This is a genomic window from Paenibacillus cookii, from assembly GCF_018333375.1.
Taxonomy (GTDB): domain Bacteria; phylum Bacillota; class Bacilli; order Paenibacillales; family Paenibacillaceae; genus Paenibacillus_AQ; species Paenibacillus_AQ cookii.
The window spans coordinates 79,209-102,724 of the sequence record NZ_BORW01000016.1; the positions used below are offsets into that span (position 1 = coordinate 79,209).

Consider the following 23,516-nt stretch of genomic DNA (forward strand, 5'->3'; position numbering starts at 1 on the left):
ATCATCCATTTGGCCGTTAATGCCCATCATCGCCTGATGCACGAATAAGGACTTTCTCCCGCCGGAAGGAGCGGCAATCGCCGCAACGTTCCGATGGAGAGAAAGTCCTTATTGGTTTTCGGAGCAGAATATCAAATTTAGGCACGGAGCATCTGCTTCTTATGTACCTTCCGTCAGCCGAAGGAGGTATAGACGCTCTGTTCTACGAGTTCCCTGATTTCGGCTTTATGCGCGGCATGCTGCTCTGCGGTTATGCTGCCGCTACGGAGCCGGTCATCCAGCTGTTTCGAAAGCTGGGCGACCTGGAGCTCGATGACGTTTTCGATATCGCCGCCTTGCTCTGACGCAATGTCATGCAGGGATTTGCCTTCGTATAAAGATTGAACCAATTCCTCGTCGGACGACTGGTTGAGTGCCTTCAAAAAATCGTCTTTTTCCGGAGCGTCCGTGGAGGACCACTTCGGCGCCGGGCATGCGCTTGTGATGGAGCCGCTTAACGCGGTGTTTCCAAAGGACAATATGACTACCATCGTTCCGACAATCATCACTCGCTTTATGTTCATGGTGAAAATCCTCTTTTCTTGTTTTATCGTGCGTATGGTCTGCGTAAAGTTTCGGGAAGCGGGTTGCCAGCCTAATGTCATTGTAAACGGCAAACCTGAGGGGAACCTTAATCGTTCTTTAAAATATCCTAAAGTTTGGCTGGGACCCGGAGCTTCCGCGCTCGAAATCCGGAGCGTTTGGCATTTGGAGCGGATCTGACCTGACATCGAGCATAGCCTAAATAGTCTGGTTATGTAAAAATTACCATTTTCGCTGTCAGTAGGTACAAATCTTCCGGGTGACGGCGTAAAAAAGTATGATACAATGGGATTTATTGGAGCTAAACATTGGTCAATTCATATCATGGGAGAGGTGCTTAGCGTATGGCGAAAATTTTGACCCGGTCGGAAGTGGCCGTGGAATCCACATGGAATTTGGACGATATTTTTGCGACCCCGGAGGCATGGGAACAGGAGCTGAAGGCCATTGAGCAGGATATCGCTTCCGTTACCCGGTTCGAAGGGAAACTCGGCGAAGGGGCGGATACGCTGCTGGCTTGTTTGGTTGCGCAGGAAGAACTCCTGGGCAGAACCAACCGCACCGCCGCTTATGCTCACCTGCTTCAGTCGGGAGACAGCATCAATCCGGACAATCAGATCAAAGCGGCCAAAGCCCGGGATGTATCTTCGTTGGTCAGCACCGCGCTGTCTTTCATCAAATCGGAAATCATCGCGCTGCCTGACGGAACGATCGAGCAGTACATAAAAGAACAACCTGCCCTTGAGGATTTCAAGCGCAGCCTGCAGCTGCTTTTGCAAACCAAGCCGCATCGATTGACGGCGGAAACCGAAAAGGTACTGGCTTCGTTCGGCGAAATTTTGGGAGCGCCTTATCGCATCTATGAACGCAGCAAGCTGGCAGACATGACGTTCCCGTCCGCCCTAAACGGCGAAGGGGAGGAGGTACCGGTGTCGTTTGCGCTTTATGAAAACAAATACGTCGAATCACCGGATACCGATTTGCGCCGCAATTCGTTCAAAGTTTTCAGCGAAACGCTGCACAAATACCGCAATACGTTTGCCGAAACGTACGGCACCGAAGTGAAACGGCAAGTGATCGAATCGCGCCTGCGCGGATACGACTCCGTCACGGACATGCTGCTCACGCCCCAGCAGGTCACGAAAGAAATGTATAACAATATTTTGGATATTTTGCAGGAAGAACTTGCGCCGCATATGCGAAAGTACGCCGCCCTTAAGAAACGGGTGCTGGGTTTGGACGAAATGACGTTTGCGGATTTGAAGGCTCCCCTTGATCCCGAGTTCAATCCGAGCATTTCTTTTCAGGAGGCAGGCGAGCTGATCAAGGAAGCTTTATCGATTCTGGGTCCGGAATACGGGGAAATCGTGTCGGCCGCTTTCCGCGACCGTTGGGTGGACTATGCGGATAATGCCGGAAAGAGAACGGGAGCGTTTTGCAGCTCCATTCCGGGAGTGCATTCCTATATTTTGATCAGCTGGGCGGACAGCATGAGAGGCGCCTTTACGCTCGCGCATGAAGTCGGTCATGCAGGCCACCTCATGCTCGCAAGCAAATACCAGCGTTTGACGAACTACAGACCGTCCTTGTATTTCATCGAAGCGCCGTCGACGATGAACGAACTTCTGCTTGCGGATCATTTGCTGTCCCGTTCCGATGATCCGAGGATGCGCCGCTGGGTCATTTCCCAGCTGCTCGGCACCTACTACCACAATTTCGTCACCCATTTGCTTGAAGGAGAGCTTCAGCGCCGGGTGTACGATCTGGCTATGGCCAACGTTCCGATCACGGCCGTGAAGCTGTGCGACCTGAAAGGGGATATCCTGTCCTCGTTCTGGGGAGAGGATGTGGTCATCGATGACCATGCCAAGTTGACCTGGATGCGCCAGCCGCATTACTATATGAGCCTGTACCCGTATACTTACGCTGCCGGGCTTACCGCATCCACGGCGGTAGCCAAACTCATCCGGGAGGAAGGGCAGCCGGCCGTGAACCGCTGGCTCGAAGTCCTTAAAGCCGGGGGCTCCATGAGCCCGCTGGACTTGATGAAGCTGGCCGGCGTGGACATGTCCCGGCCCGATCCGATCCGCAGCGCGGCTGCCTATGTCGGATCGCTTATCGATGAGCTGGAAAGCTTGTATTAAGCCGTTTGCGCCAAACGTTCAAAGAAGCCGAATCCAACAACGGCAGTCTCCGATGCATACCATCGGAGACTGCCGTTTTTCGTTTATGTCGTCCGGAACGTGAAAGGGTTCCAAGCTTTCATTCATCATTGGGATTTTTCGAAAGGGCCCAAGTTTTTGTGTGCGGCCTCGTTAACCAACTGCGCATTTGACCGATGCCATATCGCCAGCACCACCAAAACGACGGCGCTTCCCATGTAGGTGTACATGATACCGTGAGGCAGGTTGAGGATCAAATACGTCAGCATCGGGCCGATCGCCGATCCCAAATCCGCAGCAACCGAAAAAGCGGTCATGACGGCGATGACGGAAGAAAGACGGGCGACATCCGAAGCCAAAGCATCCAGTAACGTGGTGATGGCCGTACTGGCTGCCATGACGAACAAGATGGCCGCGCACCAAACGAAGACGGGAAGCTGCCACGGAATCAGTGCATATCCCGCCGCCGAAACGATCAATGCCATACGGAAAAGAGGCAGTCTCCCCTTGACTCCGTCCGACCATCGGCCGAACAAAGAAGCGAGAAACGGCTCCCAGGCCCAGCGAACCGCTTGCAGCACGCCCGACAGCATCGTGCTTGTCACGATCATGCCGATGAGCATCATCGGCTGCGCATAGTGGGTTTCGATCAGGAGACTTAGCGTAGAAGTTAATACCGTTTGGATGAGAAATAAGAGCAAGCCGGTAGCGATGATTTTCATTACGGGTTTCGTCCAGACGTTCTCGCGCAGGTTGCCGCGATCCTTCTGCTGATGTGAATCGTCGCCGCCATTTGCCGTCCGATCGGTGGTGCCGGTGATATGTAACGCAACATAAGGAAGTCCCGCCAGCATAAACAACCCGAATGCGACGGAGACGGCATCCATGCCGGTAAACGGGACCAAAATGCCTCCGGCCAACATGCCGACCAGGCTTCCGAGGCGTGAAATTCCGTTAAACCGCCCCATGAGGTGGCCCCGGTTCGAATCGTCGGAATAACGGATGACCGTTAAGTAACTGCCCATGCGGAGAAAGGACCACGCAATCCCCCATAGGCACCGGAGCACGAGCCACGCGGCGAACCCGTTCAACACGCCGTAACCGACCGTTGTCACAGATGCCAGCAGGACGGCAAAAGCAAGGCCGACCCGGAGCGGCAGTTTTCGATAGAGCAGCCCGATCAGCGGCGTGATGGGCAAGCGGACAAACCGGTTGATCGAAAGGAGGAGGCCAACCTCCCAAAGGGCCGTGAGACCGGCCTCCTTCCAGTAAATCGGCAAAACGATGTAGAGCATCGAATCCCCGAGCAGACAGAGCGCGGTAACGATGGCGATGACGGTGACCGGCTGCTGGCGATTACCTTGATAATCTTTTCGCAGAGTAAAGTTCATGGTTTCTCCTGAAAGTCAGACATGGAGGATAAGGCCGTCGTATGCCACTCCGATGCCGTGAGGCTCGAATATTCGGACCCAGTCCTCGTGAAGCAGGCCGGCGTTGTGCGTGAAGTGGGTAACGTAGATCAAATCGTTTTCGGTCAGGATCTTTTCCTGCAGAAATTTGCTTTGAACGTCGAGGATGGTATCTGCGCTCATATGTCCGGACTGGCGCTTGTTTCCCGTCAAGCCATGGGTGCAGTCCAGGATCGCGATATCGGCTTTTTTTCCCTGCAGCCATTCCCAGGTCGCATCCGGAAACCATCCGGTATCATTGCCGTAGAGCAGCGTTTTGCCGTCTTTCTCCACGAAATAAAGCAAGCAGGTTTCCATGGGGTCGTGGTCCGCAAGGAGCGGCGTCACGGTTGCGGAGCCGATCGGCACCGGTTGAAACGGTTTCATGCGATGGAAAGCAAAGCGGTTTTTGAAGTGTCCGAGGGCTTGGCGGGAATGAAACATGACGAGATCGTTGCCGTAAATCCGTAGCGGGTGCTCGATGCCGTGCGCGAAACCTTCGATCCGGCTGATGAGATCCTGCGGCTGAAAATGATCATAATGCGTGTGGGTCACAAGCAGATGCTCGATTTGGCCCAGATCGATATCGTCACGCAGAGCCTGCATTTGCGAATCGGCCGAATAATCGAATTTCCAAGTGTCGTCGAGGATGACGGAAGCACGCGTGCGGACGTTTTTCCCGCCGAGCTTCCTCGACTGCAAGCATGTATCGCAGCGGCAAAACACGTTTGGCACGCCTTCGGCGGCCGCCGTTCCCAAAAAGTGAATTTTCATCGTTTACAGATCACGCTCCTTTGGATGGATTAACCATTTCTCCCCGCTCTTTTCATATACCGGAACGGATCCGATTTGTAAATGGATAATTGTTAGATCCATGTCGGACATAGACCATGCCGGTGAAAGAGAGGCGTTGACATCCATGGCATTTTTTGATTAAATGGAAAAAATTGAATATCAGGAAAGCGATGATGGATAGGGTGTACACCTTCAGTAAGGAGCTTGAATGGACGTCTGCAGAGAGCCGGTGGCTGGTGTGAACCGGTGCGATCATGTTCCCGAATTACGATCCGGAGCTGGAAAAGCGAAATGCGCGCACAGTAGCTTTTACCCGGCATGTCCAGATGCCGTTATGACAAATAAGCGAAAGAGGTTATTCCAAACTTCTTTAATTAGGGTGGTACCGCGAGACAGCCTTCTCGTCCCTTGATGGGAGAGAGGGCTGTTTTTTTATTATTTCTGGTTGAGTTTAAGGAGGAGACACATATGGAATCGTGGGTAAGACAGTTGTCGGATGAACAAAAACGAGAGCTGGACCGGCAGCTGAACATCATTCGCAGAGGAACGGCGGACATCGTTCCGGAAGAAGCGTTGGCGCAAAAAATCGCGTCGTCGATCGTTACGGGAAAACCGCTGAAAGTGAAGCTCGGGCTGGATCCGTCCGCCCCGGACATCCATATCGGTCACACCGTCGTCCTGCACAAGCTGAGGCAGTTTCAGGATTTGGGACATGAGGTTCAGCTGATCATCGGCGACTTTACGGGGAGGATCGGCGATCCGACGGGAAAATCCGAAACGAGGAAGCAACTGACGGAAGAGGATGTCAAACGTAACGCGGCCACGTATGAAAAGCAGCTGTATAAACTTCTTGACCCTCAAAAGACCCAATTTTATTTTAATTCTGCATGGCTTCAAAGATTGAATTTCGAAGATGCGCTGCAGTTGGCGGGGAAGGTGACGGCGGCGCGAATGCTGGAGCGGGATGATTTTGCGAAACGTTACGCGAATCGTCAGCCCATTCACATCCATGAGTTTTTTTATCCGCTCATGCAAGGGTACGACTCGGTTTCGCTGGAAAGCGACATCGAGCTCGGAGGCACGGATCAGACGTTTAACATATTGATGGGGAGGACGCTCCAAAGCGCACTTGGTTGCAGCAGCAGCCAAATCGCCATCCTGATGCCCATTTTGGAAGGGCTTGACGGTTCGCAAAAAATGAGCAAAAGCCTCGGCAATTACATCGGCATCGACGATTCGCCGAATGATATGTTCGGAAAAGCGATGTCGATCCCGGATGAACTCATGTTAAAATACTACGAATTGAGTACGCCGATCTCGAACGACGACCTGCTTCTGCTGAAGAAAGGGCTTGAAAACGGGGAGATCCATCCCCGCGACGCGAAAGTCCGATTAGCCAAAACGTATGTTCAGATGTACCATGGCGAGCAGGCGGCAGAACAAGCGGAAAGGCATTTTGCCTCTGTATTCCAGCATCGCTCGCTTCCGGAAGATATTGAGGAATTTTCGCTAAGCCGCGATCATTTGGAGGAAGGAAGCATTCCGGCCGGCAAGCTGCCGGTCGTGCTCGGGTTCGCGGCGTCCAACAGCGAAGCAAAGCGCAGCGTAACGCAAGGCGCGGTCAGAATCAACGGGAAAAAGCTGTCGGACCCGTACGAGCCGATCCGGATCCAACATGGCGACATCGTGCAGTCAGGCAAAAGGAAATTTGTTAAAATCGTGATTGACGAAGGACATTAGAACGTTTTATCGGGGGAAGGAAGGGGCAGCAATGACCTATACGTTCGAAGATTTGTACGAAGCGGCGGAGATCGATGATTTTACGGCCGTGAAACGGATTTTGCAAGCGGACCCGACGTTGATTCACGGGAAAGACGAATACGAATTTTCAGTGCTGCATGGCGCCGTTTCGACGGATAACGAGGAATTGGTCGAATATTTGATTCGGCAGGGGGCGGACATCCATGCCAGGAATGAGGATGGGATTACGCCTCTGCATATCGCACTGTATCCCGAAATTGCTTCGCTCCTGGTCCGCCATGGGGCGGACGTCAACGCGGCAGCGGAGGACGGAAGCACGCCGCTCCACACGCAGGTATCCGACGGCGAGGAAAGGCTGGATGTCGTCGAAGCGCTGCTGCGCCTGGGAGCCGACAAAACGCGAAAAGACCGGAGCGGCCAGACCCCGATCGACATCGCCAGAGGCCGCGAAGAACTGGAAATGATAGAATTGTTACGGTAAGCAACTGTCGGCGGATGTACCAACGGAGGGGAAAGCCGAACGGCTGGGAAAGCCGAACGGCTTTCCTCTTCATTTTTGGATTATGTTTATAGGTTCATTGAATCCCGATTGATGATGTTCCCAGGATGTGCTGCACGATGCGTTTGGCGGGGAACCGTTGAAACGCGTTTCAGTGAAATGAACACCTTAGAGATGATGACAAGTGGACTTGGGGTGATTTATGATTAGATATGACCTAAAAGAAAGGATGTATAACGCCAGGGACAAGGGCTCGGCAAAAAAATCATGTCCGAGGTGACGGCTTACCTGGATCGGCATGCCACGAAAGGGGCTTACGTCAGCCTGATGGCCGATGTACCGGCAGACCGGTTGTACCGGCAGTTCGGTTTTGAATACGGAGCTCCTGCTTCCGTCGGCATGTACAAAAAATACGATTGACGTGGGAACTGGCCGGTACCGGCGGTTCGAAGATTTTATTATTGACTGAATGATCCGGAAATGATAATATACGGACATGAAAGGAAGGAGGTTTGGATTCGCATGTTTTAGACTGAATGGTCCGATAAGAAGGATCGAATTGCTGGCCGCATGAAGAGGCCTAGAAAAGAGGTATCGTTAGATGGCAAGGAACAAAGAATTCGATACGACCCTTGTCCTGCATAAGGCGATGGAAGTGTTCGGACATTACGGTTATGACGGCACATCGCTCCAAACGCTGCTTGATGAACTGGGCATCGCCCGCCAGAGTCTGTACGACACGTACGGGACGAAAAGGGATTTGTTTATCAAGGCCGCCAAACATTACTTACACGAAAAATCCTCGTCGGTTGTCGCCAAACTGGAGCAAGCGGAATCGGTGAAACGAACGATCAGCGACATTTTTCGGATCATCGTGTCCACGCTTCAGGATGAGGAACGGAAAAAGGAATGCATGATTTTGCACAGCGCGATCGACCAGATCCCCCATGATCCGGAAATGGCGGCGCTGTTCGAGCAAGATCGGACACGGCTTGAAAAAGCTTTTTACGAAGCGCTCGTCCGTGCCCAGGAGCAGGGAGAAATCGGGCCGGGCAAAGATCTGCATGTGGTGGCGCGGTATTTGTACCATGTCAGGTATTCGATGACGCAAGCGGCAAAGCTGTCCAATAACCCGAAAGAGCTGGAAGAAATCGCAGCCGTCGCGCTGTCGGTTCTCGATTGTTGATGGAGCGTTCGTTGACGCTTCTTCACTTTGATCATTCTAGATTAAATAGTCAAAAATATTTTTGTTCAAATTAGACCGTTTGGTCCGTAAATTGCGAAAAGGAGAGATATCCATGAACAAAAGCAGGCATAAAGGATTGGCGCTCATTCTTCTTGCCGTTTCCCAATTGATATTGGCGCTGGATTATACCATCGTTTTTGTCGCCATGCCTTCGATTGGAGCGGATTTGGGGTTTTCGGCGAATCATTTGCAGTGGGTGGTTAGCGCATACTCGCTCGTTTTCGGCGGATTTTTGCTGATTGGAGGAAGATTGTCCGACCTGATGGGAAGGCGGCGCATGTTTATCATTGCCATGGCTCTTTTCGGCGCCGGTTCGCTTCTTGGCGGATTGGCGGATTCGCAAATGGTGCTGATCGCGGCGAGAGGATTGCAAGGCCTGGGCGGGGCGCTGCTGTCGCCTTCCACGTTGTCGCTGATCATGTCCAATTTTGACGAAGGCGCCGAACGCAACCGGGCGATGGGCATTTGGGCGTCGATGGGGGGCGTCGGATTGTCGCTTGGATTGCTTCTTGGCGGAGTTTTGACCAGTTATTTGGGCTGGGAGTTCACGTTCTTCGTGAATGTGCCGATCGCCCTGATCACGCTTATTCTTGCCCCGTTCGTGCTGGCGGAAAACAAAGCGGCTGCGGGACCGAAGCGTTATGATGCCTTGGGAACGATATCGGTGACGGCGGGGATGATCCTTATCGTATATTATTTGATCCAATCCCCGGTCGAAGGATGGCTAAGCCTGGGAACCTTGCCGTTTGGACTGCTCAGCGCGTTATTGCTCGTTTTGTTTGTCGTGATCGAACAGCGCACGAAAGAACCGTTAATCCCGTTCAGGCTGTTCCGTAACCGCAATTTAACCGGAGCGGCGCTTATTGCTGTCTTATTTTCGGCCTCCTTTGGTTCGCTGTATTATTTTCTAACCCTGTATACGCAGGAGGTACTGCATTACTCGGCCATTCAATCCGGGGTCAGCTTCCTGCCGCTGACGATCAGCGCTTTTTTGGGCGGAAGGCTCATTAATAAAATGCTGTCCATGGCAGGCGTGGCCGGTACGGTCACCATCGGGATGATTCTGGGAGGCATCGGTTTTTTGGTGCTCACGCAGTTATCCGAGAATGGCTCCGCCTGGGGGATCATTCCAGGTACCGTCATCGTCGGGCTGGGTCAAGCGCTCGTGTTTACGACCATGTTCATTGCGGGAAGCACGGGCATCGATCCCAAGGAGCAAGGCGTGGCGTCGGCCATCATTTCGACCGGCCAGCAAATAGGCAGTGCGGTAGGTTTGGCCGCGATCATGGCGATCATCTCCGCCAACCTCGGATCGGGCCTGAAGCTGGAAGCCTTGGAATCAAGCGATTTGAATCATGCCATTCATATGTCCTTTTTCGCGGCCTCCGTCATGACGCTGCTGGGCGTAGCCGTTACTTTTATCACCCTCAAACGGAAAAAGCAGCCATCCAAGATGGAGAAAAAAGAAATGGCTTCGCATTAATATTTTAGACCAATCAATCTGAAAAGGGGAAACCAGACATGAACAACGACAGCAAAATTTTGATAACAGGCGCGAGCGGCAAAACGGGAAGCCGCATTACGAAACGGCTTATCGAGTTAGGATACGGCGTTCGAACCGCGAGCCGCGGGCAATCGGCTACTCTCGGGGCAGGCGAGCAAGTGACATTTGACTGGTTCGACGAATCAACGCATGCACCCGCTTTAAAAAACGTCGATAAGCTGTATTTGGTCGGTCCGGTTGGGATGATGGATCCTTCGCCAATCGTGCTGCTTTTTCTGGAAAAAGCTTTAAGGGAAGGCGTACGCAGGATCGTTTTTCTCGGCAGCGCTTCGATCCCCGAAGGCGGCCCGGTTTTTGGCAAGATACATCAGGCCATACGCCAGCGCGTTCCGGAATGGGCGGTACTGCGGCCGTCCTATTTCATGCAAAATTTCACCGAAGGCCATCATGGAGCCCAAATCATCCGTGAAGGGAACATGATCACTGCCACCGGGTCAGGCAGGGTCGGGTTCGTGGACGCCGACGATATTGCAGAAGTGGGGGTGAGGGCGCTGATCGATCATCAGCCCCACAACACCGATCATATCATCACGGGTCCGCATTCCCTGACTTACGCGGAAGCGGGTGAAATCATCGGCGCGGCGGCCGGCCGGGCGATTCATCATATACATGTAAGCACGGGGGAGCTGGCGAACCGGTTGACGTCTTTTGGCATGGCGGAAGATTATGCCTGGTTTCTTGCCGGAATGGATGAAGACATCATGCTCCATGGCAAGGAGGATTTGGTAACCGATACGGTCGAGCGCATCACCGGGCGCCCTCCAAAGTCGCTGGAACAGTTTGCCCGCGAGCATGCTTCGTTTTGGAGACCGTAATAAACAGAAAACCGCGGATGCCGCGGTTTCAGAGTGTCGAGAAAGTCCAACGGACTTTTCGACACTCTATTTTTTATATGGGGAATCATATCTTTTAAAATAAAAATCGATTTAAAGCGCTCTGAGAACCCTACTTCAGTGACCGACGAGGCAATTTTAAACCCCCTGCAAAAAAACAGGGGGTTTCTCGACAGCCTGAAACCGCGGATGCCGCGGTTTTTTTGTTTTTGGGGCCGGACGGCATATCCTGAAAAAAATAATATATCAACATCTGCATCTCATATCTCGGCGATTTTGGGTAAAAATGTTAAGGCATAGGGGGTTCCCGGGCAAGACCAAAAAAACGCAAAGGTGTGTGACATCGATGAACAAAAGAATCGTCTCTCTGTGCCTTGCAGCCGTGCTTCTGACAAGCGGTTGCGACCGTGGTGCCAACGGCCATGCGGAAACCGCCGCGGAAAAGGAAAATGCGGAAATGGGCATGATGAGCATGCATCATCACTCCGATTCGGGAGAAGTACCGAAAGGGTTAAGAGAAGCCGAGCATCCGACATACCATGTGGGAGATACCGTGGTCATCCACGCGAAACATATGGCTGGCATGGACGGGGCCACGGGAAAAGTGGTCGGCGCTTATAATACCGTAGCCTATTCCGTTACGTACACGCCGACGGACAGAGGCAAACCGGTGCGCAACCATAAGTGGGTCATTCAGGAAGAAATCAAGGATGCAGGCAATCAACCCTTGGAGCCGGGACAGAACGTGATATTGGAAGCCGATCATATGGAAGGCATGATGGGGGCTCAGGCCACGATCGAAACGGCCGACCGGACGACGGTATACATGGTGGATTACATCCCGACAAACGGGGGAGCCCCGGTAACAAACCATAAATGGGTCGTGGAAAGGGAGCTTTCCGAAAGATTATATAAAAGTTAACTTCCCGTACCCGGACCAATCAGTCTCTTTCGTCCTGTTTCCCCGGAGCGGCTGCCGATGACGATGCCCGTTTCCCATCTTCCACTTGCGTAAAACAAGGCGCCCATCGAGAGATGGACGCCTGATTTGCATTCGGACACACGACTTTTTATGGCTTTATGCGGTTTTGTTTCCGGTTTTCCGATGCCGCCGCAGCAGCGGGTAAAACAGGATGCCGCTGACGATCAGCGCAACTCCGAGCAGGAACGTTTTGAGATCCGCCGTCCCCGCGATGATCACCCACAGCGAATAGATCGCCGCCAATCCGGCAATGATTCCCTCGCTTACGCGCTCCTTCCGCAGCGCGTAGGTTTCGCCGGTCCAGATCAGCTTGAGGTGATAAAGCGAAGCGATCAGGTAAGGCACCAAATAAGCGAGCGTAGCGATATAGATGATAAAATCGAATGCGGCCGAAATGGAGCCGGAAACCGTGGACAACAGCAAAATCTGGCCGAGCGCGTTGGAGACCCAGAGGGAAACCTTAGGCATGCCTTTGCCGTTTTCCTTGGAAAACGACGGGAGGAACACGCCCAGCTTGGCCGCTTGAAAAGGCACCTCGGCGCTGAGCAGCACCCAGCCGATCGTGGAGCCGAGCAAACTGATGAGCCCAAGACCCGCCAATAGCTTGCCCCCGATCGGGCCCGTCACGGCGGAAATGCCGTCGACTAACGGATTCTGGGAAGCCATCAGCTGCTCCTGCGTCAGGAGGCCCATCGTCAGCATGCTGATGCCGACATACAGCACGATCGAAATCAGCAGCCCCGCGATGGTCGCGCGGCGGATATCCTGCTTCCGGCGGGCGCGGGCGGCAAAGACCATCGCGGATTCGACGCCGATGAAAGCCCACAGCGTCGCAACCGCAGCCGCATTCACCTGGGAAAGCAGGCCAAGCGTCTCGCCGCTTTCGTTGGTGCGCGGAGCAAGAAACGGCCCGATGTTGCTTTGCTGGAACGCGAATAACGCAATCACGATGAACAGGACAAAGCCGATGACCTTGGTTGCCGTCGCGATGAAATTGAGGCGTCCTGCGCCTTTCATTCCTTTCAGGCAGATGGCATGCGTCCCCCACAGCAGCAAAGAGCAGACGAGGAACGTCAGGACATTGCCTGCTTTTAACGTAAAACCTCCGAAATCCACCCAAACCTTATCGCTCGTAAGTACCGGAAAAAAGGCGGAAAGGTAGCTGGCGAACGTCGTGATCACCGCCACAAAACCCGCAATATTGCCGACCCAATATCCCCAAGTGGACATAAACCCGGCAATAAGCGAGCCTTGCGAGCCTTCGCGGAAAAGTTCCTTCGCATAAATTTGCGGACCGCCGCTGAGTTCAGGTTTGCGGACGGCAAGGCTTCCGAAGACAAGCGCGAGCGTAAGCACGCCCAGCCCGGTAGCAATCCAGGCCAGAATAACGCCCGCAGGGCTTGCCGCTGCCGACAGGGAGCGGGGAAGCATGAAAATTCCGGAACCGACCATGTTGCCGACGACAAGCGCGGTCAGGATCCAGAAGCCCAATTTGTGTCTGGTCATGATGACAAACTCCTTTAATAATCGAATGATGAAGTCGCAAATTGCATGAATAAAAAACACTGACAGGTATTAATCATACACTTTCTTCTGGTAAAGCACCAGAGTAAATTTCAGGAGAGAGCTTTTTTCGGTTTGATATTTTTGTTAAACGTTTCGGCAGACTCCGCGACGGGGAAGAATAGAAGAGACGGAAAAAAGCGAGATGGGGTGTGTGCCAATGAGAGAAATTCGTGAGATCGGCGGAGGATTCGTCATGGTCGAGGATGGACGGGAGGTCGCGGATATCACTTTCCGGCCGGTGGATGAACAGACGATCATGATTGAACATACGTTCGTTTCGGAAGAGCTAAGGGGCCAGAAAATCGGCGATCAGCTGGTGAAGGCCGTCGTGGATCTGGCCCGCAAGGAAGGCAAGAAGATCGTTCCCGCATGTTCGTTCGCATTGGTCCAATTTAAACGGCATAAGGATTACCAGGATGTGTGGCAACGGGGTGAAAAAGAATAGGTCATGATGGAGGACATTCGTCAATGAACAAAAAAATTTTGATCACCGGAGCCGCCGGGCGGATCGGGAGCTGTTTGGCCGAAGGCTTGCGGGCCGCCGGCCGGTACGACGTCATCGCCACCGACATCGCTCCCGATCCGGACCGCGGCATCGAAAAGCTGGACGTCACGGACGCGCAAGCCGTCGAAACGGCGCTGCAGGGCATGGATACGGTGCTTCATTTCGGCTGGGCGAAGGATGAGGACGATTTCCTTGGCAAGGTGCTCCCCGTTAACGTGACCGGAGCCTATCATGTATACGAAGGCGCCCGCAAAGGGGGCGTCTCGCGGGTGATCTTCGCCAGTTCGAACCACGCGACGGGTTTTTACCGGGTAGGCGAACAAGTGACCCCCAAAGACCACCGCCCCGACAGTTTTTATGGACTAAGCAAAAGCTATATTGAGCTGCTGGGCCGGCTATATTCGGATCAGTACGGGATTTCTTCCTTCAATATCCGGATCGGCAACTTTCCGGGCGACGACCGGCCGCATTCGGACCGGGCCGCGCATATCTGGATTTCGCGCCGCGATATGGTGCATCTGGCGATGTGCTGCATTGAGGCCGATCCCTCTTTGACGTATCTCACCTTATACGGGACATCGGCCAATGCAGACAATTACTACGACATCGGGTATCTGAGCGAGCTGATCGGCTACCGGCCAAGGGATGATGCGGCAGAGGTGTTGGCGAGCCAAAAATGCGGAGGAGAAGACATAAGGCATGATCTCGGCGAGTTTCAGGGCGGTCCGGGGGTCCGGAAGGTGGAGCGGAGAGAACGGGAGCCGCAGTGAAGCCGTCATGGTGAAGCGACGATGATGTCTTTAGCCGAAACCCAAGCGAAGTTAGGCCGATGAAAATCATGGAGCTTTGAAACCATTCCTGCATTGATCCGTAATATGCGTTAAGCCGTGAAATTTGTAAATGGATCCCAAGGAGGAATTCAATATGAATTGCCCGATTTGCGAAGGTTCTCGCATGAAGGAAGTGGAGAAGGACGGTATCCTGATCGACATTTGCCCGAATTGCAAAGGGGTGTGGTTGGATCGGGGGGAACTGGACAAGCTGATGGCGAACGTCCGGGAAGAGCGTCCGAAATATAACGAATGGTACTACGGGGATTCCGATGAGCATCGCGCACCCAAGGGACACCAGCCAAGCGGACAGCATTACCCGCCGCCGAAGCAGCACTACTCCGAATATGACAAGCACGGCCATTCCTCGTACCCGAACAAGAAAAAGAAAAAAAGCGTGCTGGACGTGTTCGGGGACTTGTTCGACTGATACTAACCGTGGGACGCAAGACATGCATATGCGATATACGAAAATGAAAGCCTGGCTTATCTTAGGATAAATGCCGGGCTTTTTTCGTTGGATCCGGCCAACGATTGATATCCCGGATTCGCCGGCGCTGTGCTTTCGAAACGCGTTCGTTTTCTGGGGCAAAAAGTCAAAATTGTGCACATCACTGAACAAATTCGCGCGCCTGGCGAGCCCTTGAATCCGATATGATGGTTCTAAAATCGTAAACCAATCAGGATAGGGGATGTATCATATGTGGACCCAAGCGATCGAGGATGCCGTGGCCAAAACGTTAAAAAATATCGACCGGTTCGGACCGAAATTCCCTCATGTAAGCCGAAACGGAACGTACGAGCTCAATGATAACGACGACTGGACCGATGGATTTTGGTCGGGGATGCTGTGGCTGTGTTACGAATATTCCGGAGACGATCGGTTCCGCCAGGCCGCCGAAGCGACGGTCGCGAGCTTTCGCAAACGTCTGGAGGACCATGTGGTGCTGGATCATCATGATATCGGTTTTTTGTATTCGTTATCCGCCAAAGCCCAGTGGATCGTCTTGAAGGACGAATCCGCCCGGCAGTTAACCCTGCAAGCGGCGGATGTGCTGATGAAGCGGTGGCGGGAACCCGGCGGTTACATCCAGGCATGGGGCAGGAAGGACGACGCCAAGGAAGCGGGACGGATCATCATCGACTGTCTGCTGAACCTTCCGCTATTGTACTGGGCAAGCGAACAAACGGGCGACCCGGTTTATCGGGACGCTGCGGCCGCGCAGGCGGAGAAATCCAGGCGGTATCTTGTCAGGGGCGATGACAGTTCGTATCATACATTCTTTTTTAACCCGGAGACGGGGGAACCCATTGGAGGAGCGACGCATCAAGGGTATTCGAACGGTTCTACCTGGACGCGCGGTCAAGCCTGGGGCATCTACGGGTTCGCGTTGTCTTACCGGTATACCCAAAACCCGCGGTTCCTGGAAACTTCAAAACGCCTTGCCCGTTATTTCCTGGAACATCTGCCTGAGGATCATGTCGCTTATTGGGATTTTAACGCACCTGTAAAAGCCGACACCTACCGGGACAGCTCCGCATCCGCCATTGCGGCCGCAGGCCTGCTGGAGTTGATCTCCCATCTGGATGCACGGGACCCGGACCGGAGCTATTTTCAGGACATGCTCATCAAATCGATGACAAGCCTGGTCCAGCGGTATGCCACCATCGGCGAAGAAAACGCGGAAGGGCTGCTGAAGCACGGATCGTATCACGTCAACGGAGGCATCTCTCCCGACGATTACATGATTTGGGGCGATTATTATTACCTGGAGGCGCTCATGCGATTGGAGAAGGGAATCTCGGGATATTGGCACGAACGCAAATGACCGGGATTCGACAAAAAGGAATGACAACTTGTCCGAGACGAGATACGATACGGGTAGCATGATCATCTTAGAAGCATGAAAGAGGAGAAAGTCACCCATGTTCAAGCTGAACTATTACCGCAGAATCCAGCTGTCATTCCTGTTGTTCATTATCGTGCCGATCATCACCGTTTCGGTGATTTCCTTTGCGCTCATCAAAGAAACGATGGTAGAGAAGCTGCAATTGACGAACGACAATTTTTTGAAGGTCATGACCGACGAAATCGGCAAAACCATAGACGACGCATCGTTTGCCTCCCATTTCATGGTGAACGATACAAGCTTCAAAAAATACCTGAAAAACTTCGCCGATACGGACCGTCTGCGGTCTTACGACGATTACACCAACTTCACCGAGATTAAAGGCGTCTTTTCCCTGATCACGTCCAAGCCTTTGAACAACAATACCCGGATGTATCTGGTAAACCGTAAGCGCTTTATCATTCCTTCGAGCGAAGACGACATGACAAGCGTCAACAAGCACTTGGACGAATTGTACGGCAAAATCGATTTCAACCAGCCGGAAACGTTGCAGTGGCTCGGCATGGTGAGGGACAACCCGGGCAAAGCCGGAACCTATTACATTGCCAGGGTCATCCACGACAAACACGAGAAGCAGTATTTATCGGTTCTTCTGATCGGGATTTCCCAATCGTATTTCGAAAAGCTTCTCAAGCCGGTCGAGTTCGGCAAGGTGGCCTTGTTTGATGCAAAACAGAACCGCATTGCCGGAAGCGCGGAGCTTTCCGCGCCCGATCCGGCAGCCCCCCCGTCCAACCTGCGCTCGGAAGTGACGCTCGACAAAGCGGATTGGACCTTGGTTTATGAGGCCAGCAAAGAGGCGTTTACCGGGAAAATTTCTCGGACCTTTTACGCGGGGATCGGGGGCGTCGTTTTGTTTTTCGTCATTTTTTCGATTTCGTCGATGTTTATCGCCAAAAGGCTGCACAGGCCGATCCAAAAGCTGCAGCGCGTCGTCCGGCAGTTCGGCATGGGAAATTTGGACGCCAGGCTGGAAGTGAAGGGAAGGGACGACATCGCCGAGCTGAGCCGCACGCTAAATACGATGCTCGATCAGCTTCAGGGACTGATTCACGACATCGAACAGGAGCAGGAGCAAAAGCGGGTCATGGAGCTGGAGGCGCTGTTCATGCAGATTCGCCCGCATTTTCTGATCAATACGCTCAATTCGGTCAAGTGCAGCCTGATCCTGCAGCAGGATCATCTGCACAGCGGCATTATCGATTCCTTGATGAGCCTGCTACGCGCGTACATGAAATTTAACGAACCGGCGACGCTGCAGGAAGAATGTGAATTGATGCGCCATTACGTCGATATCATGAAAATCCGGAACGACATTCCGGTGCAGCTTACGATCGAGTTGGAACCCGGTTTAGCGTCTTGGACCATGCCCAAGCTGATGCTGCAGCCTTTGATCGAAAATGCGATCGTGCACGGACTGATGGATCATCCGGATGCCTGCATTCGGATCCGCGCCCAACGAAAACAGGGATTCGTCACGATCGAAATCGAGGATAACGGCGACGGCATCGAAGAAGAACGGCTCTTAATGGTGAACGACCGGCTGCAAATCCCCGATTCCGGCCCGGATACCCCTTATGACAGGGTGGGGCTGATCAACGTGGCCCAGCGGCTCCGGTTATCCTTCGGTTCGGAAGCGGGAATCGCGCTGGTTCCGAACAAGCGGCGGGGGATCACCGCCGTGCTGCGAATACCGGATCGGGATACCCGCAATACTCTTCCAGGGAGGTATGTTATCTGATGTTTAAAGTCATGTTGATCGACGATGACGTTCCGATGCTGAAGGTGCTGAAGCAAATGATCGATTGGGATGCGCTCCAGCTCCATATCGTCGGTTCGACCTATTCGAGCGCCAAAGCGCTGCATATGTTCCAGGAGACTTGGCCGGACATTGTCGTGACCGACATCGGACTCCCGCAAAAAAACGGGATTGAGCTTGCCGAGGCCTTCCGCGGCATGAAACCCGACACCCGTGTCATTTTCTTGACCTGCCATGAAGATTTTCATTATGCCCAGCAGGCAATCAAGCTGAACGCCGACGATTACCTGCTCAAGGATCAGTTGACCGCAGCGCAGTTGGAGCAAAGTTTGCAAAAATCGATCCGGCTCCTCCGCTCCAAAGGAACTCCGTTGGTTCATAAAAGCTCCAATTATAACAGCGATTTGTTCAAGCAGGGTCTCATCCAACGGGTGCTGGACGGAGTGCATCCCGAAACGATGCGCGAGTACGCGGCCGGGCTCGGGATCTCATGGCAATACCCTTGGTTCATGATGGGGATCGCGCATTTGCATTATGCGACCTTTGAACGGCTGTACGTTCAAGGCAACGTCCCGTTGATCGCTTATGCCGTATACAATATCGCCGTCGAGCTCGCTTCGTCATACGAAGGGATCACGCCGTTCATGGAGCAGGATCATTTGATCGTTTTATATAATTACAGGTTGAATTTGGCCGGCAACGCCTGCTCCCATTTTCGGGATTATTTGCGGGAGCTGCGGTCCCGGACGGAGCAATTTTTGAAATTGCGGTTAAACATCTCGGCCGTGACGGACAAAATGGAGCTTGCGGCCCTGGGTTCCTGCTATCATCAGATGATTCGGCACAAATACGAGTTTTACGAGAATGGGAATTTTACGGCTGCCGACATGCAGCTCCTCGTGCAAAACATGTTTTTGCCTTTGCCCCAAGGGACGTTGGACGGCATGAAAGCGGAGCTTGAGCGTGCGGTGTTGGGAAACGATCTCTCCGCCATTCGCGAGTTGGCCGCTTCCATCGGGCATATGGCCAAGGAGAAGCGTTTTGAACCGGCCGAGTTCATTCAGGAAATTACGATGCTGCTGCGCCGCATGGACGTCATCTTTGCGGGGAAAAAGACGGATGAGACAAGATACGGTTACCTCCGTGCGGCGAGAACCTTGGACGATTGCATGGAGCTTGCGGAAAGGCAGCTTGCGCACATCGCGCAGCATCAGCAGAAGGGAGCGGTCCGGGCCATCCAAGAGCCGAAGCTGCAGGTGATTCAGCAATTTATCGACCAGCACCTGGCCGACAATATCACTTCGATCGACATCGCCCGGTATTTATATTTGAATTCCAGTTATTTTTCCCGCTATTTCAAGCGTCTCACCGGCGTCAATTTTACGGATTACGTCCACCAATACAAAATGGGCATCGCCGCCAAAATGATGAAAAGCTCCGCGCAGACCTTGGAATCGCTCGCCATGGGGCTGGGCTATTCCGATCGCACCTATTTTTCCAAAGTGTTCAAGAAATACATCGGGATGACGCCAAGCGAGTACAAAGCGAAGCATGCCGTAAGCAAAACCGCGAGATGAAGCGCTTGCAGCCACGGCGGCCGGCCAACATCGGCTCGGTGCGGAAAAAGTCAAAATATTACCCATACCAGGTCAGAATCCATCCTTCGAGCGGGATGGATTTTTTTTATGATATAAGCAAGTTCAAATCCCTGGATTTTGCAAATCGTACACGCGGCCTTGAGGCCAACTAATCATGTTGAGGTGATACAAGTGGAAGCTGCCAAACCAAGTCTGAAGACCGAGAAACCTCAGAAAGCCCGCAAATTTTGGACGCCCAAGCGGAAGGAGGCCCTCGTCGGCTGGTTGTTCCTTGCTCCCGAAATCGTCGGGATGCTGCTGCTCAATGTTTTTGCGCTTGGATTTTCCCTGTATTTAAGCTTTACTTCCTGGAACCTTTTGTCCGGGATTTCGGGGATCAAATTCGCGGGGCTCGAAAATTACATTCACATGTTTCAGGATCCGACGATCCTGAAGGCGCTGAAAAACAATTTGATTTATACCGTCCTGACGGTTCCGGTTCCGATCGCGATCGCGCTCGTGCTCGCCGTTTTGATCCATAACAAGGTGTTCTGGAAGGACTATTTTAAGGTCGTGTTTTTTATACCGTATATCTCGTCCATCATTGCCGTTGCGGCCGTATGGAGCGCATTGTTCCATCCTTCTTTGGGGCCGGTGAACCAGTTCCTGATGGACCTGGGCATCTCCAACCCGCCGAAATGGCTCGTGGATCCCAAAACGTCGCTCATTTCGATCGCCATTATCAGCTCCTGGGCCGGACTCGGGTATACGATCATCATTTATCTGGCCGGACTTACGAACATATCGAGCGAACTGTATGAAGCCGCGGAAATCGATGGCGCTACGGCCCTGACGAAGTTTTTTAAAATTACGGTTCCGCTGCTTCGCCCGACAACCTTTTTCCTGCTCATCACGATGCTGATCGGCTCCTTTAAAGTGTTCGATATCATTTCCTACCTGACGGAAGGAGGGCCGGACAATTCCTCGACGGTCATTGTGTTCCGGATCTACGAGGAAGGGTTCGTGAACTACAACATGGGTTATGCTTCCGCGATTTCCTGGCTGCTGTTTGCCATTATTGCGGCTATTACGGCAGCTACCTGGAAAATGAGAAAAGAAGAGTAGAAGGAGGAGAGGACGACCATGCCGTTTATTCGCAGAAATATTTCAAAGCTCATTACGACGGTGCTAATGGGAGCTTTATCCGTATTTTTCCTGATTCCGTTCGTGTGGATGGTCTCGTCGGCGTTTAAATTCGAAAAGGACGTCATGCGTTTTCCCATTGAGTGGATTCCTAAATCGATAAATGTGGTGTACAATTTCAAAGCGGTTTGGATGGGGAAAGTCCCCTTCCTGCACATTTATTTCAACTCGATCAAGGTTGCCGTCATCGTTACGTTCATCACCTTGCTCGTGTCGACCATGGCGGCCTATTCGTTCACGAAGCTTAAATTTCGCGGAAGAAACCTGGTGTTTACGGCGCTGCTCGCCTTCATGATCATCCCGGACCAGGCAACGCTGATTCCGCGGTTCATGCTCATCCGCTGGATGGGGCTCTATGATACGCATGTCGCGCTGATTTTCATGAGCATGTTTTCGATTTATTTTACGTTCCTGCTGCGCCAGTTTATGGTGGGGATCAGCGATGAATACATCGAAGCGGCGAAAATCGACGGGGCAGGCCATTTCCGAACCTTCGCGTCGATCATCGTCCCGCTCTGCCGGCCGGTGCTGGCGACCGTGGCCATCATCAAATTCATCTGGTCGTGGAACGACTATCAGAACCCGCTCATCTTTTTGCAGACGAAGGACCTGTATACCATCCCGCTCGGCATGACCTTGTTCCGGGACGATTATACGACCAACGACGCCATCATGATGATGGCCTCGCTTTCCGCGATCGTGCCGCTTTTGATCGTATTCATCATTTTGCAAAAACAGGTCATCAACGGGATCGCCTTGGGCGGGGTCAAGGGCTGACATTGATCGCGTATGCGGTTTCAAAAAGTCAAAAAAGTGATCGTTATACCTCAAAATTATGCACTTGCGAACCGCGGCCAGTGATTATACTGGGGTTGCAAGGATGAGGAACTTCCATATTTAGGGGGCAGAAAAATGAGAAGGAAAAGCAAACGGAATTTTGTGGCTTCACTTTGCCTGTTGTTGGCAGCGTTTACCGCGCTGAGCGGATGCGGCGGCAATTCCGGTTCGGCCGGCGGAAGCGGGAAATCGTCCGATGGACAAGTCACGATTAAGTACTACAACTGGGACAATGCCGATCAGGAAGCCGCGACGGACGCGATGCTCAAAGAATTCGAAGCGCAAAATCCGAACATCAAAGTAGAGCATGTCGTGCTGGTTCCCGGCAACTCGGTGGAAATGCTGAAAAAACTCGATTTCCTCATATCGTCCGGCGAAGCCGTCGATGTCGTCAACCTGCCGAGCTCAGGCACCGTGATCGAACGGGCGGCCCGGGGGGCGCTTGCTCCGTTGAATGAATTTTACGACAAAGAAGGGTTAAAGCCGGAAGACGAATATTACGTCAATCCGAAGGTAGGCGACAAATATTACGGCATGCAGATGACCGCGGGTTATCAGTTCGTGCTGCTCAACAAAGATGCGTTGGACGAAGCGGGGCTGCCCGTGCCGACCTATGGCTGGACATGGGACGATTTCCGCGATTACGCGAAAAAGCTGACCAAAGGCGAAGGCGTCGACAAACGTTACGGCACGTATTTCCATACATGGGAGCTGTACATGAACGCGCCGGCCCAGACGGTCATGAAAGACCCGTTCCGCTACGATGACGGCACCACCATCCTTTCGGACCCGACGTACAAATACTTCTTCCAGCTTCGCAAGGACATGGAGAACATCGACAAATCCGCGAAGCCTTACGCCGATACGCTTGCCGCCAAGCTGAACTACCGAAGCGAATTTTTCAGCGGCGATGCCGCGATGCTGCTTTCGGGAAGCTTCATGATCCCGGATCCGGGGAACGTGGAACAGTATCCGCATGATTTCAAAACCGCGTTTGCGCCGGTACCGCTTCCGCCGCAGAATGCTTTGCCTAAAAACTACGAGGGCGGCAAATATTTCGTGGGCGGCGGCCAGCTGGCAATGGGGGCAACGTCCAAACATAAAGAAGAAGCCTACAAGCTGATGCGCTTCATGACGACGACGGACTCGGAATCGAGAATGGAGTTCTCCGGCTGGAAAAAATCCGACCAAAACAAAGTGCTTGACCGTCTGGTCGGCAAAAACAAGGACATGTACGACGTGGATTCGTTGAAAAACACGCTGTTTGGTCCGGACATCAAATATTTGGACGCTTCGCCGATCGTGACGACAAGCTCTTCCGATCTGACCAAAGTCATCGATGACGGGTTCAGCAAATTCATGCTGAGCAACGAACCGATTGACGACGTTCAGAAGTGGATGGTGGAGGAAGCGACCAAAATCATTAACGAAAAAGAAGCAAAGTAGTTGGTTTTCAA

The 23,516-nt window shown here is 52.8% G+C and carries 20 protein-coding genes, 1 pseudogene and 1 other annotated feature; of the genes and pseudogenes, 17 read left to right on the forward strand and 4 right to left on the reverse strand.

The genetic code is table 11. From position 1 onward, the window contains the following. Nucleotides 1–173: 173 nt before the first annotated feature. Nucleotides 174–563 (reverse strand): hypothetical protein, encoded by a 390-nt coding sequence (locus KI367_RS15565; RefSeq protein ID WP_212950759.1) that lies wholly within the window; start codon nucleotides 561–563, stop codon nucleotides 174–176. A 363-nt stretch (nucleotides 564–926) separates the two neighbouring features. On the opposite strand from KI367_RS15565, the gene pepF reads away from it, so the two are divergent. After that, nucleotides 927–2,726 (forward strand): oligoendopeptidase F, encoded by a 1,800-nt coding sequence (gene pepF / locus KI367_RS15570; RefSeq protein ID WP_212950760.1) that lies wholly within the window; start codon nucleotides 927–929, stop codon nucleotides 2,724–2,726. Between the two features lie 125 nt (nucleotides 2,727–2,851). Here the strand turns inward: pepF and KI367_RS15575 are convergent, their stop codons facing one another. Then, nucleotides 2,852–4,135: an MFS transporter gene (locus KI367_RS15575; RefSeq protein WP_212950762.1), complete on the reverse strand. Its 1,284-nt coding sequence runs from the start codon at nucleotides 4,133–4,135 to the stop codon at nucleotides 2,852–2,854. 15 nt (nucleotides 4,136–4,150) lie between these two features. Beyond that, nucleotides 4,151–4,966, reverse strand: coding sequence for an MBL fold metallo-hydrolase (locus tag KI367_RS15580; protein ID WP_212950764.1), 816 nt, complete (start codon nucleotides 4,964–4,966; stop codon nucleotides 4,151–4,153). Nucleotides 4,967–5,148: 182 nt separating this feature from the next. Next, nucleotides 5,149–5,399 (forward strand) — a binding site (T-box leader). Between the two features lie 56 nt (nucleotides 5,400–5,455). Between KI367_RS15580 and tyrS the strand changes: the two genes are divergently transcribed. From tyrS to KI367_RS15615, 7 genes and pseudogenes are all read left to right on the forward strand, one after another. Next, nucleotides 5,456–6,727 (forward strand): tyrosine--tRNA ligase, encoded by a 1,272-nt coding sequence (tyrS, locus tag KI367_RS15585; protein ID WP_212950765.1) that lies wholly within the window; start codon nucleotides 5,456–5,458, stop codon nucleotides 6,725–6,727. A 31-nt stretch (nucleotides 6,728–6,758) separates the two neighbouring features. Beyond that, the gene (locus KI367_RS15590; protein WP_036713799.1) at nucleotides 6,759–7,229 is read left to right on the forward strand and encodes an ankyrin repeat domain-containing protein; all 471 of its coding nucleotides are present in this window, start codon (nucleotides 6,759–6,761) and stop codon (nucleotides 7,227–7,229) included. Nucleotides 7,230–7,499: 270 nt separating this feature from the next. After that, nucleotides 7,500–7,667: pseudogene (locus KI367_RS15595) on the forward strand (GNAT family N-acetyltransferase); the annotation flags it as partial. Between the two features lie 181 nt (nucleotides 7,668–7,848). Next, complete coding sequence (locus KI367_RS15600) at nucleotides 7,849–8,433, forward strand: TetR/AcrR family transcriptional regulator (RefSeq protein ID WP_036713801.1); 585 nt, start codon at nucleotides 7,849–7,851, stop codon at nucleotides 8,431–8,433. 112 nt (nucleotides 8,434–8,545) lie between these two features. Next, the gene (locus KI367_RS15605; protein ID WP_212950769.1) at nucleotides 8,546–9,976 is read left to right on the forward strand and encodes an MFS transporter; all 1,431 of its coding nucleotides are present in this window, start codon (nucleotides 8,546–8,548) and stop codon (nucleotides 9,974–9,976) included. Between the two features lie 38 nt (nucleotides 9,977–10,014). After that, the gene (locus KI367_RS15610) at nucleotides 10,015–10,872 is read left to right on the forward strand and encodes an NmrA family NAD(P)-binding protein (RefSeq protein WP_212950771.1); all 858 of its coding nucleotides are present in this window, start codon (nucleotides 10,015–10,017) and stop codon (nucleotides 10,870–10,872) included. 364 nt (nucleotides 10,873–11,236) lie between these two features. Further along, the gene (locus KI367_RS15615) at nucleotides 11,237–11,812 is read left to right on the forward strand and encodes a YdhK family protein (RefSeq protein ID WP_212950773.1); all 576 of its coding nucleotides are present in this window, start codon (nucleotides 11,237–11,239) and stop codon (nucleotides 11,810–11,812) included. Nucleotides 11,813–11,968: 156 nt separating this feature from the next. On the opposite strand, the gene KI367_RS15620 is transcribed toward KI367_RS15615, so the two are convergent. Further along, a complete protein-coding gene (locus KI367_RS15620; RefSeq protein WP_212950775.1) occupies nucleotides 11,969–13,378 on the reverse strand; it encodes an amino acid permease in 1,410 nt (469 codons plus the stop codon). A gap of 217 nt (nucleotides 13,379–13,595) precedes the next feature. On the opposite strand from KI367_RS15620, the gene KI367_RS15625 reads away from it, so the two are divergent. From KI367_RS15625 to KI367_RS15665, 9 genes are all read left to right on the forward strand, one after another. After that, complete coding sequence (locus tag KI367_RS15625; RefSeq protein WP_212950777.1) at nucleotides 13,596–13,883, forward strand: GNAT family N-acetyltransferase; 288 nt, start codon at nucleotides 13,596–13,598, stop codon at nucleotides 13,881–13,883. A gap of 23 nt (nucleotides 13,884–13,906) precedes the next feature. Further along, the gene (locus KI367_RS15630) at nucleotides 13,907–14,713 is read left to right on the forward strand and encodes an NAD-dependent epimerase/dehydratase family protein (protein WP_212950778.1); all 807 of its coding nucleotides are present in this window, start codon (nucleotides 13,907–13,909) and stop codon (nucleotides 14,711–14,713) included. 154 nt (nucleotides 14,714–14,867) lie between these two features. Then, complete coding sequence (locus tag KI367_RS15635) at nucleotides 14,868–15,203, forward strand: TFIIB-type zinc ribbon-containing protein (protein WP_212950780.1); 336 nt, start codon at nucleotides 14,868–14,870, stop codon at nucleotides 15,201–15,203. Nucleotides 15,204–15,474: 271 nt separating this feature from the next. Next, the gene (locus KI367_RS15640) at nucleotides 15,475–16,602 is read left to right on the forward strand and encodes a glycoside hydrolase family 88 protein (RefSeq protein WP_212950781.1); all 1,128 of its coding nucleotides are present in this window, start codon (nucleotides 15,475–15,477) and stop codon (nucleotides 16,600–16,602) included. A gap of 97 nt (nucleotides 16,603–16,699) precedes the next feature. After that, a complete protein-coding gene (locus KI367_RS15645; protein ID WP_036713811.1) occupies nucleotides 16,700–18,424 on the forward strand; it encodes a sensor histidine kinase in 1,725 nt (574 codons plus the stop codon). Next, nucleotides 18,424–20,019 (forward strand): response regulator transcription factor, encoded by a 1,596-nt coding sequence (locus KI367_RS15650; protein ID WP_212950784.1) that lies wholly within the window; start codon nucleotides 18,424–18,426, stop codon nucleotides 20,017–20,019. The genes KI367_RS15645 and KI367_RS15650 overlap by 1 nt, the downstream gene beginning before the upstream one ends. A gap of 192 nt (nucleotides 20,020–20,211) precedes the next feature. Next, on the forward strand, nucleotides 20,212–21,144 hold the full coding sequence (locus KI367_RS15655) for a carbohydrate ABC transporter permease (protein ID WP_246536980.1): 933 nt from the start codon (nucleotides 20,212–20,214) through the stop codon (nucleotides 21,142–21,144). A gap of 18 nt (nucleotides 21,145–21,162) precedes the next feature. Beyond that, on the forward strand, nucleotides 21,163–21,999 hold the full coding sequence (locus KI367_RS15660) for a carbohydrate ABC transporter permease (protein WP_212950785.1): 837 nt from the start codon (nucleotides 21,163–21,165) through the stop codon (nucleotides 21,997–21,999). A gap of 135 nt (nucleotides 22,000–22,134) precedes the next feature. Further along, the gene (locus KI367_RS15665; protein ID WP_036715698.1) at nucleotides 22,135–23,505 is read left to right on the forward strand and encodes an ABC transporter substrate-binding protein; all 1,371 of its coding nucleotides are present in this window, start codon (nucleotides 22,135–22,137) and stop codon (nucleotides 23,503–23,505) included. The last annotated feature ends 11 nt before the right edge of the window (nucleotides 23,506–23,516 follow it).

What these genes read in the sequence shown, in the direction of transcription:
- KI367_RS15565 (WP_212950759.1), bottom strand. Translation starts at nt 563, where the DNA reads ATGAACATAAAGCGAGTGATGATTGTCGGAACGATGGTAGTCATATTG.
- pepF (WP_212950760.1), top strand. Translation starts at nt 927, where the DNA reads ATGGCGAAAATTTTGACCCGGTCGGAAGTGGCCGTGGAATCCACATGG.
- KI367_RS15575 (WP_212950762.1), bottom strand. Translation starts at nt 4,135, where the DNA reads ATGAACTTTACTCTGCGAAAAGATTATCAAGGTAATCGCCAGCAGCCG.
- KI367_RS15580 (WP_212950764.1), bottom strand. Translation starts at nt 4,966, where the DNA reads ATGAAAATTCACTTTTTGGGAACGGCGGCCGCCGAAGGCGTGCCAAAC.
- tyrS (WP_212950765.1), top strand. Translation starts at nt 5,456, where the DNA reads ATGGAATCGTGGGTAAGACAGTTGTCGGATGAACAAAAACGAGAGCTG.
- KI367_RS15590 (WP_036713799.1), top strand. Translation starts at nt 6,759, where the DNA reads ATGACCTATACGTTCGAAGATTTGTACGAAGCGGCGGAGATCGATGAT.
- KI367_RS15600 (WP_036713801.1), top strand. Translation starts at nt 7,849, where the DNA reads ATGGCAAGGAACAAAGAATTCGATACGACCCTTGTCCTGCATAAGGCG.
- KI367_RS15605 (WP_212950769.1), top strand. Translation starts at nt 8,546, where the DNA reads ATGAACAAAAGCAGGCATAAAGGATTGGCGCTCATTCTTCTTGCCGTT.
- KI367_RS15610 (WP_212950771.1), top strand. Translation starts at nt 10,015, where the DNA reads ATGAACAACGACAGCAAAATTTTGATAACAGGCGCGAGCGGCAAAACG.
- KI367_RS15615 (WP_212950773.1), top strand. Translation starts at nt 11,237, where the DNA reads ATGAACAAAAGAATCGTCTCTCTGTGCCTTGCAGCCGTGCTTCTGACA.
- KI367_RS15620 (WP_212950775.1), bottom strand. Translation starts at nt 13,378, where the DNA reads ATGACCAGACACAAATTGGGCTTCTGGATCCTGACCGCGCTTGTCGTC.
- KI367_RS15625 (WP_212950777.1), top strand. Translation starts at nt 13,596, where the DNA reads ATGAGAGAAATTCGTGAGATCGGCGGAGGATTCGTCATGGTCGAGGAT.
- KI367_RS15630 (WP_212950778.1), top strand. Translation starts at nt 13,907, where the DNA reads ATGAACAAAAAAATTTTGATCACCGGAGCCGCCGGGCGGATCGGGAGC.
- KI367_RS15635 (WP_212950780.1), top strand. Translation starts at nt 14,868, where the DNA reads ATGAATTGCCCGATTTGCGAAGGTTCTCGCATGAAGGAAGTGGAGAAG.
- KI367_RS15640 (WP_212950781.1), top strand. Translation starts at nt 15,475, where the DNA reads ATGTGGACCCAAGCGATCGAGGATGCCGTGGCCAAAACGTTAAAAAAT.
- KI367_RS15645 (WP_036713811.1), top strand. Translation starts at nt 16,700, where the DNA reads ATGTTCAAGCTGAACTATTACCGCAGAATCCAGCTGTCATTCCTGTTG.
- KI367_RS15650 (WP_212950784.1), top strand. Translation starts at nt 18,424, where the DNA reads ATGTTTAAAGTCATGTTGATCGACGATGACGTTCCGATGCTGAAGGTG.
- KI367_RS15660 (WP_212950785.1), top strand. Translation starts at nt 21,163, where the DNA reads ATGCCGTTTATTCGCAGAAATATTTCAAAGCTCATTACGACGGTGCTA.
- KI367_RS15665 (WP_036715698.1), top strand. Translation starts at nt 22,135, where the DNA reads ATGAGAAGGAAAAGCAAACGGAATTTTGTGGCTTCACTTTGCCTGTTG.